This is a genomic window from Streptomyces sparsogenes, from assembly GCF_001704635.1.
GTDB lineage: Bacteria > Actinomycetota > Actinomycetes > Streptomycetales > Streptomycetaceae > Streptomyces > Streptomyces sparsogenes.
The window spans coordinates 50094-63244 of sequence record NZ_MAXF01000103.1; the positions used below are offsets into that span (position 1 = coordinate 50094).

The window sequence follows — 13151 nt, forward strand, 5'->3', positions numbered from 1 at the left end:
GCCCCGTTCCGTGGTCGCGCCACGGTAACGGGGCTTTCGGCCGTCCAGTGCCGGTTCATCAGTGCGTAACACTCCCGCGCCCTTCGTCACTGCCGTGAAACATCGAGCGGCATCGACTGAAACGGCGCTGCGTCAACCTCGTGGCGAAAACCGGCCCACCGCCAGTCCTGCCCGCACGGGCCGTCATTTCGAGGAGACGTCCACATTGAATGGCGCAAATACCGCGTTTGTATTGATCAGCGCCGCGCTCGTGATGCTGATGACGCCCGGCCTGGCCTTCTTCTACGGCGGCATGGTCCGCGTGAAGAGCGCCCTGAACATGCTGATGATGTCCTTCATCGCGCTGGGGATCGTCAGCCTCCTGTGGGTGCTGTTCGGCTACTCCCTCACCTTCGGTGACGACATCGGCGGCGGGCTGCTCGGCAACCTCGACCACATCGGCTTCCAGGGCATCCACCCCGACACGCTCTGGGGCGCCAAGCCCGACGCGATCCCGGTCTTCGCCTTCGCCTTCTTCCAGCTGATGTTCGCGGTCATCACCCCCGCCCTGATCAGCGGCGCGGTCGCCGACCGGGTCAAGTTCGGGGCCTGGACGCTGTTCATCACCGTGTGGGTCAGCGTGGTCTACTTCCCGGTCGCCCACTGGGTCTGGCAGGCGGACGGCTGGCTGTTCAAGAAGGAAGTGATCGACTTCGCGGGCGGCACGGCGGTCCACATCAACGCGGGCGCGGCCGGCCTCGCCTGCGCGCTGGTCCTCGGCAAGCGCATCGGCTTCAAGAAGGACCCGATGCGGCCGCACAACCTCCCCCTGGTGATGCTGGGCTCCGGCCTGCTGTGGTTCGGCTGGTTCGGCTTCAACGCCGGCTCCGCGCTCGCCGCCAACGGCACCGCCGCCAACATGGCGTTCAACACCCAGATCGCCACCGGCGTGGCCATGCTCGGCTGGCTGGCCTACGAGCGCGTCCGGCACGGCGCCTTCACCACCCTCGGCGCGGCCTCCGGCGCCGTCGCGGGCCTCGTCGCCATCACCCCCTCCGGCGCGGCCGTCAACGCCTGGGGCGCGATCATCATCGGCCTCGTCGCCGGCGTCGTCTGCTCCTGGGCGGTCAGCCTCAAGTACAAGCTGGGCTTCGACGACTCGCTCGACGTGGTCGGCGTGCACCTGGTCGGCGGCATTCTGGGCACCCTCCTGGTCGGCCTGCTCGCCACCGACGGCGTCGGCGGCCTGAACCAGCTCGGCAAGCAGGCGCTCGGCGCCTTCACGGTCCTGGCCTACTCGTTCGCCGTCTCCTGGATCCTCGCCAAGGCGATCGACGTCACCATCGGCTTCCGGGCCAGTGAGGACGAGGAGGTCGGCGGCCTCGACCAGGCCTACCACGCCGAGACGGCCTACGACTTCAGCGCCGTCGGCAGCTCCCACGTGGCGCGCCGTACGGTGGCCACCATCCAGGACCAGGTCGGCGCGGGCGCGCCGCAGAACAAGAAGGTGGACGCGTGAAGCTCATCACCGCGGTCGTCAAGCCTCACCGGCTGGACGAGATCAAGGAGGCCCTGCAGGCCTTCGGGGTCCACGGCCTGACCGTCACCGAGGCCAGCGGCTACGGCCGCCAGCGCGGCCACACCGAGGTCTACCGGGGCGCCGAGTACACCGTCGACCTGGTGCCCAAGGTCCGCGTCGAGGTGCTGGTCGAGGACGACGACGCCGACGACCTGATCGAGGTCGTGGTCAAGGCGGCCCGCACCGGCAAGATCGGCGACGGCAAGGTCTGGAGCGTCCCCGTCGAGACGGCGGTACGGGTGCGCACCGGCGAGCGCGGCCCGGACGCGCTCTGAGAAACCCCACCACCCGGACGTTCCTCCCTGTGACCGAGGACTGTGACCGAGGAGCCGAGTTGACGGAAAGCGTCGAGGCGAAGACGGAGGCGGCGTCCGGGACGGCGTCCGGGACGGCGGCCGACTCGGTGCCCGGCGGCTACGCGGCGGCCCGGCTGCGACTCCTCCAGGAGGAGTCGCGGTCCGGGCCGCCGCGCCGTACCGCCCTCGCCGAGCTCACCGACCAGTGGCTGGCCGCGCTGCTGACCGGCGGCGCACGGGAGGCGGGCATCGCCGAGCGGGACGGCCACGCGCAGGGCGTCGCCCTCGTCGCGGTCGGCGGCTACGGGCGCGGCGAGCTGTCCCCCCGCAGCGACCTGGACGTGCTGCTGCTCCACGACGGCTCCGCCGACGCCCCGGCCATCGCCGCGCTCGCCGACCACGTCTGGTACCCGGTGTGGGACCTGGGCCTCGCCCTCGACCACTCCGTACGCACCCCCGACCAGGCCCGCAAGACCGCGGGCGAGGACCTGAAGGCACAGCTCGGCCTGCTGGACGCGCGGCACATCGCGGGCGACGCCGCGCTCACCGCCGGGCTGCGCACCGCCGTCCTCGCCGACTGGCGCGCCCAGGCGCCCAGGCGCCTGCCCGAACTGCGGGAGCTGGGCCAGGAGCGCGCCCGGCGCCACGGCGAGCTGCAGTACCTGCTGGAACCGGACCTCAAGGAGGCACGCGGCGGGCTGCGCGACGCGACGGCGCTGCGGGCCGTCGCCGCCTCCTGGCTCGCCGACGCGCCCCGCGAGGGCCTCACCGAGGCGCGCCGTCGGCTGCTGGACGCCCGCGACGCGCTGCACCTGACCACCGGACGGGCCACCGACCGGCTCGCGCTGCAGGAGCAGGACCAGGTCGCGGCCGACCTCGGTCTGCTCGACGCCGACACCCTGCTGCGCCAGGTCTACGAGTCGGCCCGGACGATCTCGTACGCGAGCGATGTGACCTGGCGCGAGGTCGAGCGGGTGCTGCGCGCCCGGTCGGCCCGGCCGCGGTTGCGCGGCCTCCTCGGCGGCCGCGGGCGCGGCGGCTCCCAGGCGGGCGGCGCGGGCGCGGCGGAGCGCAGCCCGCTCGCCGAGGGCGTCGTCGAGCAGGACGGCGAGGTGGTGCTGGCGCGCGCCGCGCGCCCCGAGCGCGACCCCGTGCTTCCGCTGCGGGCCGCGGCCGCCGCGGCCCAGGCCGGGCTGCCGCTGTCCCTGCACGCCGTACGGCGCCTGGCCGCCGCCGCGCGCCCCCTGCCCGTGCCGTGGCCACCCGAGGCCAGGGAGCAGCTGGTGACGCTGCTCGGCGCGGGCGAGTCCACCGTGGGGGTCTGGGAGGCGCTGGAGGCCGAGGGCCTGATCACCCGGCTGCTGCCCGACTGGGAGCGGGTGCGCTGCCGCCCGCAGCGCAACCCCGTGCACCGCTGGACCGTGGACCGCCACCTCGTCGAGACCGCCGTACGGGCCAGCGCGCTCAGCCGCCGCGTGGGCCGCCCCGACCTGCTGCTGATCGCCGCGCTGCTGCACGACATCGGCAAGGGCTGGCCCGGCGACCACTCGGTGGCGGGCGAGACCATCGCCCGGGACGTGGCGACCCGGATCGGCTTCGACCGAGCCGACGTCGCCGTGCTGGCCACGCTGGTCCGCCACCACCTGCTGCTCATCGAGACCGCCACCCGCCGGGACCTGGACGACCCCGCCACCGTGGCCTCGGCCGCCGAGGCCGTCGGCTCCACCACCACCCTGGAGCTGCTGCACGCCCTCACCGAGGCCGACGCGCTCGCCACCGGTCCCGCCGCCTGGAGCGCCTGGCGCGGCTCGCTCGTCGCCGACCTGGTCAAGCGGGTCGCGGGGGTCCTGGCCGGCGAGCCGGCCGCGGACCCGTCCGCGCCGCAGCAGACCACGGCCGAGCAGGAGCGGCTGGCGATCGAGGCCTGGCGCACCGGCGGCCCCGTGCTGGCCCTGCACGCCCGCTCGGAGGCGCTGCCCTCCGGGGAGCCGGCCGAGGCCCGGGCGGGCGCCCCGGCCTCCGGCGCCCTGGCCTCTGGCGCCCCGGCCTCCGGCGCGCCGGACAGGCGGACCGGCGCGCAGCCCGGCACCCGGTCCCACGCTGAGCCCGGCGCGGAGCCCGGCACGGAGTCCATCGGCGTGGAGCTGCTGATCGCCGTCCCCGACCAGCCCGGCGTGCTGCCCGCCGCGGCCGGCGTGCTGGCACTGCACCGGCTGACCGTACGGGCGGCGGACCTGCGCGCCGTCGGGCTGCCGGAGGAGCTGACCGGCCCCGCGGCCCCGGACCCCGCCCGCCCCGCGCCCGGGGCCGGGGCCGGCCCGGGCGTGCTGCTGCTGAGCTGGCGGGTGGCCGCCGAGTACGGCTCGCTGCCGCAGGCCGCGCGGCTGCGCAAGGACCTGCTGCGGGCCCTGGACGGGTCGCTCGACATCGTCGCCCGGCTCGCCGAGCGCGAGGCCGCCTACCGCGGCTACCCCCGCCGCCGCGGCGTCCACGCCCCGCCCCCGCGGGTCACCGTCGCGCCGGGCAGCTCCCGGCTCGCCACGGTGATCGAGGTGCGCGCCCAGGACGCCCCCGGACTGCTGCACCGCATCGGCCGCGCGCTGGAGGACGCGGGGGTGACGGTGCGCAGCGCCCACGTCAGCACGCTCGGCGCCAACGCGGTGGACGCCTTCTACGTCACCGACGCCTCCGGCGCCCCGCTGCGGCCCGTCCGCGCGGCGGAGGTGGCCCGGGAGGTCGAGCGCGCGCTGAGGTGAGCATTGCTGTCGCGTAACCCGCGCTCACCGTGGACGTTGTACTTCCCGCCCTGCCTGACTCGCCCCGCCCGAGCGGGGATGGTCCGGTCGCCGCGAGGCGGTCCGAGAGGGCATCGATGTGCTCCCCGCGGCATACGGGGACTCTCCCTGCTTGCCCCTATCGGGGCAGGCAGGGACGCTTGGGCTCGCGGGCGGATACTCTGGAGGGCGATTGTCTCCGCCCCCGACCCGAGGATTTACGACCGCCGTGTTCGATACCCTTTCCGACCGCTTGGCGAGTACCTTCAAGAACCTCCGGGGCAAGGGCCGCCTCTCCGAGGCGGACATCGACGCCACGGCGCGTGAGATCCGGATCGCCCTGCTTGAAGCGGACGTCGCGCTTCCGGTCGTCCGGTCCTTCATCAAGCAGGTCAAAGAGCGGGCCATGGGGGCGGAGGTCTCCCAGGCGCTGAACCCCGCGCAGCAGGTCATCAAGATCGTCAACGAGGAGCTGATCGGCATCCTCGGCGGCGAGACCCGCCGCCTGCGCTTCGCCAAGCAGCCGCCGACCGTGATCATGCTCGCGGGTCTGCAGGGTGCCGGTAAGACGACGCTCGCCGGAAAGCTCGGCCGCTGGCTCAAGGGACAGGGCCACGCGCCGCTGCTGGTCGCCTGTGACCTGCAGCGCCCCAACGCCGTCAACCAGCTCTCGGTGGTCGCCGAGCGGGCCGGTGTCGCGGTCTTCGCCCCGGAGCCGGGCAACGGCGTGGGCGACCCGGTGAAGGTGGCCCAGGACTCGATCGAGTTCGCCAGGACCAAGCAGCACGACGTCGTGATCGTCGACACCGCCGGCCGCCTGGGCATCGACCAGGAGCTGATGCAGCAGGCCGCGGACATCCGCGACGCGGTCAGCCCGGACGAGGTCCTCTTCGTCGTCGACGCGATGATCGGCCAGGACGCGGTGAACACCGCCGAGGCCTTCCGCGACGGCGTGGGCTTCGACGGCGTGGTGCTCTCCAAGCTCGACGGCGACGCGCGCGGCGGTGCCGCGCTGTCCATCGCGCATGTCACCGGCCGCCAGATCATGTTCGCCTCCAACGGCGAGAAGCTGGACGACTTCGACGCGTTCCACCCGGACCGCATGGCGTCCCGCATCCTCGGCATGGGCGACATGCTCAGCCTGATCGAGAAGGCCGAGCAGACCTTCAGCCAGCAAGAGGCCGAGAAGATGGCGGCCAAGCTGGCGAAGGGCCCCAAGGAGTTCACGCTCGACGACTTCCTGGCCCAGATGGAGCAGGTCCGCAAGATGGGCTCCATCTCCAAGCTGCTCGGCATGCTCCCGGGCATGGGTCAGATCAAGGAGCAGATCAACAACCTCGACGAGCGGGACGTGGACCGCACCGCCGCGATCATCAAGTCGATGACCCCGGCCGAGCGCCAGGACCCGACCATCATCAACGGCTCGCGCCGCGCCCGTATCGCCCGCGGCTCGGGGGTCGAGGTGAGCGCCGTGAAGAACCTGGTGGAGCGGTTCTTCGACGCGCGCAAGATGATGTCGAAGATGGCCCAGGGCGGCATGCCGGGCATGCCGGGGATGCCCGGCATGGGCGGTGGCGCCGCCAAGCGCAAGGGCAAGCAGCAGAAGAAGGCCAAGGGGCGGCAGCGCTCCGGCAACCCGCTCAAGCGGGCGCAGGAGGAGCAGCAGGCGGCTGAGCGCAGGGCGGCGGCCCAGCAAGGAGGCGCGTTCGGGCTGCCCGGAGGCGGTCAGGACGCGGCGGACTTCGAACTGCCGCAGGAGTTCAAGAACTTCCTGCCCCCCAAGTGACGCCAGGGGTGGGGTGCCCGCGGGCACCCCACCCCGAAAACCCCGCAAAGCGGCGGGGAGCAACAGCTTCATCGGGTTACCGCATCGCTGATTGCCCGGATCACCTCCGCGATGGCGGAGAGCAACCCGATGTGACCACCGGGCCCAGGTATCAACGAGCGCGCGTGCGAACGAGTTACGCCCGCGGGCCCCTCACACCCGCGCGATCAGATAGCGCAGTACGTTCTCCATCCACACCGTGCCGTCCGCACGCCGGTACGGATGGAGCGCTTCCGCGATCTCCTTGCGCACCTGGGTCGGGTCCGTGGCCCGCTCCGCCGCGTCGAAGAGCCCGGTCGACAGCAGCCCGCGCACCGCGCTGTCCATGTCGGCGTACCCGAACGGGCAGGCCACCCGGCCCGACCCGTCGGGCCGCAGCCCGGCCCGCTGGGCCAGGTGCTCCAGGTCGTCCCTGCCGCACGGCTGCCAGCGCGCGGGGGAGGGGGCACCTCCCAGCGGTAGCTGGGGGAACATCGGATCGGCCAGCCGCGCGCCCACGCGCAGCACCGTCGAGGTCGCGCACCGCTCCGGCGGGCCCCAGCCGGCCAGTACGACCGGGCTGCCCGGCTCGGCGAGGGCGGCGGCCGCGGCCAGCCGCCCGGACAGGGCGTCGCCGGGACCGGACGGCCCGCCGCCGGAGCCGATAGCGGACAGGGGCTCGAACGCCGTGACGACGGTGAAGCCCGTTCCCGACCCCGTTCCCGTCCCCGATCCCGCCGCTTCGGCCCCCGTCCCCTTCAGGGCGTCCCCCAAGCCGCCGTCGCCCAGACGGACCAGACGCGCGGCCCTCTCCGGCGCGCCCGGATGCGCGCCCGGCCGTGGGCCCGGCCGGGCCAGCAGCCGCTCGCGGGCGAGCTCCAGGCGCTCCTCGTCCGGGTCCACCCCGCAGACCGCGGCGCCGCGCGCCGCCGCCATGAGGAGAGCCAGGCCCGAGCCGCAGCCCAGGCCCAGCAGCCGGGTCCCGGTGCCGACCTCCAGCCGTTCGTACACGGCCTCGTACAGCGGCACCAGCATCCGTTCCTGGATCTCCGCCCAGTCGCGGGCGCGGGAGCGGGGTGCCGCCGCGCTCGGCGAGGAGGGGTGCGGGGGGTGCGGGACGTGCTGCCGTACGAGCGTAGATGTCATCGAAAGCGCCCCAATCCGACGAGAGCATGAGCCAAGAGCCTGTTGCCACCGTTGTGCGCTGCGCGATCCCACCCCGTATGCCAGGGAACTCCGCATCCGTCCGCGCGTCCAGAGCTTTCACGGCCGTGCTTACGTGCCCCCGCTGTGCGCCCCCGCACGCCCCCTCTGTCTTCTCTTGTCTTCTCTGTCTTCCGAGGCCCGGTTGTCGCCCGGCTACCGCTGGGAGGTGCCCGCTGCCGGGGCGGCTCCCCTTGATGGCCTGTCCAGCCGGATTCACGGTTACGCGGGCCGCCGCCGTACGATCGGCGCCATGGCGAAGGCTCCCGTTCTCACCCCCCAGGCGGAGGATTTCCCGCGCTGGTACCAGGATTTGATCAACAAGGCCGAACTGGCCGACAACGGCCCGGTGCGCGGCACCATGGTCATCCGACCGTACGGCTACGGGCTCTGGGAGCGGATGCAGCAGGACATGGATGCCCGGATCAAGGCCGTGGGCGTCCAGAACGCGTACTTCCCCCTCTTCATCCCGCAGTCGTACCTGACCAGGGAGGCGGAGCACGTCGAGGGGTTCGCCCCCGAGCTCGCCGTCGTCACCCACGGCGGCGGGAAGAAGCTCGAGGAGCCGGTGGTGGTGCGGCCCACCTCCGAGACGATCATCAACGAGTACTTCTCGAAGTGGGTGCAGAGCTACCGCGACCTGCCGCTGCTGATCAACCAGTGGGCCAACGTGGTGCGTTGGGAGCTGCGGCCGCGGCTCTTCCTGCGGACCTCCGAGTTCCTGTGGCAGGAGGGGCACACCGCCCACGCCACGTACGAGGACGCCCGCGACTTCGCCGCCCGCATCCACCGGCACGTCTACGCGGACTTCATGGAGAACGTGCTGGCCATGGACGTCGTGCTGGGCCGCAAGACCGCCAAGGAGCGCTTCGCGGGCGCCATCAACACCCTCACCCTGGAGGGGATGATGGGCGACGGCAAGGCGCTGCAACTGGGCACCAGCCATGAGCTGGGCCAGAACTTCGCCCGCGCGTTCAACACCCAGTTCCTCTCCAAGGACGGCACGCAGGAACTCGTCTGGCAGACCTCCTGGGGCAGCACCACCCGCATGATCGGCGCGCTGGTGATGATGCACGGCGACGACAACGGGCTGCGCGTCCCGCCGCGGCTGGCGCCCGTCCAGGCCGTCGTGCTGGCCATCAAGGGCGACGAGGCGGTGCTGGCCAAGGTCCGCGAGATCGGCGACCGGCTGGCGGCGGCCGGGGTGCGGGTCCAGGTGGACGACCGGACCGACACCCCCTTCGGCCGCCGCGCCGTGGACTGGGAGCTCAAGGGCGTTCCGGTGCGGATCGAGGTCGGCCCGCGCGACCTGGAGGGCGGCACCGCGATGGTGGCGCGGCGCATCCCCGGCGGCAAGGAGCCGGTGCGCCTGGACCTGCTGCCCGACCTGCTGCCGAAGGTCCTGGAGGAGGACCAGGCGCTGCTGCTGCGCCAGGCGCGGGAGCGGCGCGAGGCCCGGACCTCGGATGTGCGGACCGTCCAGGAGGCCGCCGAGGCCGCGGCGGCGGGCGGCTGGGCGCGGATCCGGTGGGCGGACCTGGGGCCGGAGGGGGAGGCGGCGCTCGCCGAGCAGGCCGCGACCGTGCGCTGCCTGGTGGCCGAGGACGGGTCGGTGCCGGACGCCGATGACGCGCCCGGTAACGTCGCCTTTGTCGCGCGCGCCTACTGACGCGCCTCCTGAGCCGATCCGGGGTGAAGCCGGGTGATCCGGGGTGAAGCCGGGTGAGCCGGAGTGAACCGGGGGAGTGGCGGGCGGGGTGTTACGTACCGCCTTGGTGCGCGGTGGGTGCCTCGTCCACACATTTGCGCACCCGCCCTCCTCGGGGCGCATCAGCGCTGAACTGACTGGTACGTGCAAATTATTTGCGATGCCCCGGAATCGGAACACCGGGCCCTCCCCGCTCGTTATCACGACGTGAGCACGACACCACCTGTACTCGCCGCGGAACTGGCGCAGGCGTGGGCCGACATTCAACGGCACCACCCCGAGCTGCCGGATCTCGCCGCGCCCGAATCGCTGATCGGAGAGTCGTCGTCCGCGTGTGGCGCCGAGCTCTCCTTCGAACGGCTGCTGCACGAGGCAGTCCATGGCATCGCCGCGGCGCGAGGTGTCCGTGACACCTCGCGCGCCGGCCGCTACCACAACCGACGGTTCCTGGCCATCGCCGAGGAGCTGGGCCTGGACCACTCCGATGAGCCGCATCCCAGCAGCGGCTTCTCCCTGGTCACGCTCAGCCCCGAGGCGAGAAGGCGCTATCGGCCGACCATCGACCGGCTGCAGCGTGCCCTCAAGGCGCACACCGTGGCGACCGCCGCCGACACCGCCCGCACCTTCCGCGGGCCGGCCGCCCGGCACGGTTCGTCGGGCGGTGGGGTCCGGGTGAAGGCGGTGTGCGACTGCGGGCGCAATGTCCGCGTCGTCCCGTCGGTGCTGGCCCAGGCGCCGATCATGTGCGGGGGATGCGGGAAGCCGTTCCGTATCCCGGAGGCGGTGGCCGCGGTCGGCTGACCTGTCACGGTGTGGCACAATGGTCTGCTGTACTCGACAGCCGACCAGGACCCCTCTCTCCTCCGGCTGACGCGTCCATCGGGCACTCGGGTACCGCAACCCCACGCGGCACTTCGCGGTGCTCAATCACGTCAAGACCAGGAGACACCACTCCCGTGGCAGTCAAGATCAAGCTGAAGCGTCTGGGCAAGATCCGTTCGCCTCACTACCGCATCGTCGTCGCCGACTCCCGTACCCGCCGTGACGGCCGGGCCATCGAGGAGATCGGTCTGTACCACCCGGTGCAGAACCCCTCGCGCATCGAGGTCGACTCGGAGCGCGCGCAGTACTGGCTGAGCGTCGGCGCGCAGCCGACCGAGCCGGTGCTCGCCATCCTCAAGGTCACCGGCGACTGGCAGAAGTTCAAGGGCCTGCCCGCCCCGGCCCCGATGCTCGTCGCCGAGCCGAAGGCCGACAAGCGTGCGCTGTTCGAGGCGGCCGCCAAGGACAGCGGTGCCGAGCCGAAGGGTGAGGCCATCACCCCGAAGGCGAAGAAGTCCGACAAGAAGGCGGACGAGGCGGCTGCTGACGCGGCGGCCGAGTCCACCGAGTCGACCGAGGCCTGAGGATGCTCGAGGAGGCCCTCGAGCACCTGGTCAAGGGCATCGTCGACAACCCCGACGACGTGCAGGTCGCCTCGCGCAACCTGCGGCGCGGGCGCGTTCTCGAGGTGCGGGTTCACCCCGACGACCTCGGCAAGGTGATCGGCCGTAACGGCCGGACCGCCCGCGCCCTGCGCACCGTCGTGGGCGCCCTCGGCGGCCGTGGCATCCGCGTCGACCTCGTCGACGTGGACCAGGTTCGCTGAGCAGCGTCAAGAAGAGCACCGGCACGGGCCGGGGAGGGCTTAGGGCCGTCCCCGGCCCGTGTGTGTGAAGGGACAGCGAACAGTGCAGTTGGTTGTGGCGCGGATCGGCCGTGCCCACGGCATCAAGGGTGAGGTCACCGTCGAGGTGCGCACCGACGAGCCGGAGCTCCGGCTCGCCCCGGGGGCCGTCCTGGCCACCGACCCGTCCTCGGTCGGGCCGCTGACCATCGAGACCGGCCGGGTGCACAGCGGCCGCCTGCTGCTGCGCTTCGCGGGGGTCGCGGACCGCACGGCCGCCGAGGCGCTGCGCAACACCCTGCTCATCGCGGAGGTCGACCCCGAGGAGACCCCGGAGGACCCCGAGGAGTACTACGACCACCAGCTGATCGACCTGGACGTGGTCACGGTCGACGGCACGGAGGTCGGGCGGATCGCGGAGATCTCCCATCTGCCGTACCAGGACCTGCTGGTCGTCCGGCGGCCCGACGGTGGCGAGGTGCTGGTCCCCTTCGTCTCCCAGGTGGTTCCCGAGATCGACCTCGAGGGGCAGCGGGCCGTCATCGACCCGCCGCCCGGCCTGCTCGACGACACCCAGGCCGAGGTCGCCCGCGGCCAGGCCCCCGAAGAGCCGGGCGGCCGGGGCGGCGCGGACCGCGGGGGCGCGTGATGCGGCTCGACGTCGTCACGATCTTCCCGGAGTACCTGGAGCCGCTCAACGTCTCGCTGGTCGGCAAGGCGCGCGCCCGCGGACAGCTGGACGTACGCGTCCACGACCTGCGGGACTGGACGCACGACCGGCACAACACCGTCGATGACACCCCGTACGGGGGTGGGCCCGGCATGGTCATGAAGCCCGAGCCGTGGGGCGAGGCGCTGGACCAGATCATCGAGTCGGGGGACGACGGGGACGGGGCGGCGAAGCTGCCCACGCTGGTCGTGCCCACCCCCAGCGGCCGCCAGTTCACCCAGGCACTCGCCGTCGAGCTCGCCGAGCGCCCCTGGCTGGTCTTCGCCCCCGCCCGCTACGAGGGCATCGACCGCCGGGTGATCGACGAGTACGCCGAGCGCCTGGACGTGTACGAGGTCTCCATCGGCGACTACGTGCTGGCCGGCGGGGAGGCCGCGGTCCTGGTGATCACGGAGGCCGTGGCCCGGCTGCTGCCCGGTGTGCTGGGCAACGCGGAGTCGCACCGCGACGACTCCTTCGCCCCCGGCGCCATGGCCGATCTGCTGGAGGGCCCGGTCTACACCAAGCCGCCGGAGTGGCGCGGCCGGGGCATCCCCGAGGTGCTGCTCAGCGGCCACCACGGCAAGGTCGCGCGCTGGCGCAGGGACGAGGCGTTCCGCCGCACCAGCCGCAACCGGCCCGACCTCATAGAGCGTTGCGACCCGGCGGCGCTGGACAAGCACGACCGCAAGCTCCTGGCGGAGCTGGGCTGGGAAGAAGGCCCCGTGAGCGAGCCAAAGGGCGCGCCCCTGTCGAAAGGGCTGAGGAGGAGGGACCGAGGGCTCGAATCCGATATGCCGCTCCGCGGCGCGGGGGACCGTGCGACGAAGCCCGTCGACAGGGGACCCGAGCGCCCGGAGGCGAGCGAACACGATCAAGGGCCTCGATTTGGGCGGCCGGGCGGGGCCGTGGAAGAATAGGTCGCTGCCGTACGTCCGGTGTGCGCCCCTGCCACAGGGGGATCGACGCCCACCCGACCAGGCGGCACTCCGAATCATCATCCGATATGCCGCTGATGACCTGTGGCATCAGCGAGGAAAGCAGACACTCATGTCTCACCTGCTCGACACCGTCGACGCCGCGTCGCTGCGCAGCGACATCCCGACCTTCCGCCCCGGTGACACGGTCAACGTGCACGTCCGCGTCATCGAGGGCAACCGCTCCCGTGTCCAGCAGTTCAAGGGCGTCGTCATCCGCCGCCAGGGTTCCGGCGTGCGCGAGAGCTTCACCGTCCGCAAGGTGAGCTTCAGCGTCGGCGTCGAGCGCACCTTCCCGGTGCACACCCCGATCGTCGAGAAGATCGAGGTCGTCACCCGCGGTGACGTCCGCCGCGCCAAGCTGTACTACCTGCGTGACCTCCGCGGCAAGGCCGCGAAGATCAAGGAGAAGCGCGACAACTGACTTTTGCGCGACAACTGAGCTACTGCCGGGCG

General features: G+C 72.5%; 12 protein-coding genes. 11 read left to right on the plus strand and 1 reads right to left on the minus strand.

Annotation, left to right across the window (positions count from 1 at the left end):
• Positions 1 to 205: 205 nt before the first annotated feature.
• From BBH68_RS22025 to ffh, 4 genes are all read left to right on the plus strand, one after another.
• Positions 206 to 1498: an ammonium transporter gene (locus BBH68_RS22025; protein ID WP_065965165.1), complete on the plus strand. Its 1293-nt coding sequence runs from the start codon at positions 206 to 208 to the stop codon at positions 1496 to 1498.
• Positions 1495 to 1833, plus strand: a complete 339-nt coding sequence (locus tag BBH68_RS22030) for a P-II family nitrogen regulator (RefSeq protein ID WP_065965167.1) — start codon at positions 1495 to 1497, stop codon at positions 1831 to 1833. The genes BBH68_RS22025 and BBH68_RS22030 overlap by 4 nt, the downstream gene beginning before the upstream one ends.
• Before the next feature lie 59 nt (positions 1834 to 1892).
• Positions 1893 to 4610 carry a [protein-PII] uridylyltransferase gene (locus tag BBH68_RS22035; protein WP_425428832.1) on the plus strand — a complete coding sequence of 906 codons (2718 nt, stop codon included), beginning with the start codon at positions 1893 to 1895 and terminating at the stop codon, positions 4608 to 4610.
• 247 nt (positions 4611 to 4857) lie between these two features.
• Complete coding sequence (ffh, locus tag BBH68_RS22040; RefSeq protein ID WP_065965169.1) at positions 4858 to 6414, plus strand: signal recognition particle protein; 1557 nt, start codon at positions 4858 to 4860, stop codon at positions 6412 to 6414.
• A 192-nt stretch (positions 6415 to 6606) separates the two neighbouring features.
• Here the strand turns inward: ffh and BBH68_RS22045 are convergent, their stop codons facing one another.
• Positions 6607 to 7578, minus strand: coding sequence for a methyltransferase domain-containing protein (locus BBH68_RS22045; RefSeq protein ID WP_076970715.1), 972 nt, complete (start codon positions 7576 to 7578; stop codon positions 6607 to 6609).
• 310 nt (positions 7579 to 7888) lie between these two features.
• Between BBH68_RS22045 and proS the strand changes: the two genes are divergently transcribed.
• The 7 genes from proS to rplS all read left to right on the plus strand — a co-directional run bounded on the left by proS (position 7889) and on the right by rplS (position 13119).
• The gene (gene proS / locus BBH68_RS22050) at positions 7889 to 9304 is read left to right on the plus strand and encodes a proline--tRNA ligase (protein ID WP_065965171.1); all 1416 of its coding nucleotides are present in this window, start codon (positions 7889 to 7891) and stop codon (positions 9302 to 9304) included.
• Between the two features lie 246 nt (positions 9305 to 9550).
• Positions 9551 to 10144 (plus strand): hypothetical protein, encoded by a 594-nt coding sequence (locus BBH68_RS22055; RefSeq protein WP_065965172.1) that lies wholly within the window; start codon positions 9551 to 9553, stop codon positions 10142 to 10144.
• A 155-nt stretch (positions 10145 to 10299) separates the two neighbouring features.
• Positions 10300 to 10749, plus strand: a complete 450-nt coding sequence (gene rpsP, locus BBH68_RS22060; protein ID WP_065965174.1) for a 30S ribosomal protein S16 — start codon at positions 10300 to 10302, stop codon at positions 10747 to 10749.
• Between the two features lie 2 nt (positions 10750 to 10751).
• Positions 10752 to 10991, plus strand: a complete 240-nt coding sequence (locus BBH68_RS22065; RefSeq protein WP_030267150.1) for an RNA-binding protein — start codon at positions 10752 to 10754, stop codon at positions 10989 to 10991.
• A gap of 82 nt (positions 10992 to 11073) precedes the next feature.
• Positions 11074 to 11658, plus strand: a complete 585-nt coding sequence (gene rimM, locus BBH68_RS22070; RefSeq protein ID WP_065965178.1) for a ribosome maturation factor RimM — start codon at positions 11074 to 11076, stop codon at positions 11656 to 11658.
• Positions 11658 to 12638, plus strand: coding sequence for a tRNA (guanosine(37)-N1)-methyltransferase TrmD (gene trmD / locus BBH68_RS22075; RefSeq protein ID WP_079151132.1), 981 nt, complete (start codon positions 11658 to 11660; stop codon positions 12636 to 12638). Before rimM ends, trmD begins: the two co-directional genes overlap by 1 nt.
• A 130-nt stretch (positions 12639 to 12768) precedes the next feature.
• Complete coding sequence (rplS, locus tag BBH68_RS22080; protein WP_065965179.1) at positions 12769 to 13119, plus strand: 50S ribosomal protein L19; 351 nt, start codon at positions 12769 to 12771, stop codon at positions 13117 to 13119.
• Positions 13120 to 13151 lie beyond the last annotated feature (32 nt).

Bases quoted from the DNA above. Each gene is read 5' to 3' on its own strand.
- proS (WP_065965171.1), top strand. From the start codon at position 7,889: ATGGCGAAGGCTCCCGTTCTCACCCCCCAGGCGGAGGATTTCCCGCGC.
- BBH68_RS22045 (WP_076970715.1), bottom strand. From the start codon at position 7,578: ATGACATCTACGCTCGTACGGCAGCACGTCCCGCACCCCCCGCACCCC.
- trmD (WP_079151132.1), top strand. From the start codon at position 11,658: ATGCGGCTCGACGTCGTCACGATCTTCCCGGAGTACCTGGAGCCGCTC.
- rplS (WP_065965179.1), top strand. From the start codon at position 12,769: ATGTCTCACCTGCTCGACACCGTCGACGCCGCGTCGCTGCGCAGCGAC.
- BBH68_RS22065 (WP_030267150.1), top strand. From the start codon at position 10,752: ATGCTCGAGGAGGCCCTCGAGCACCTGGTCAAGGGCATCGTCGACAAC.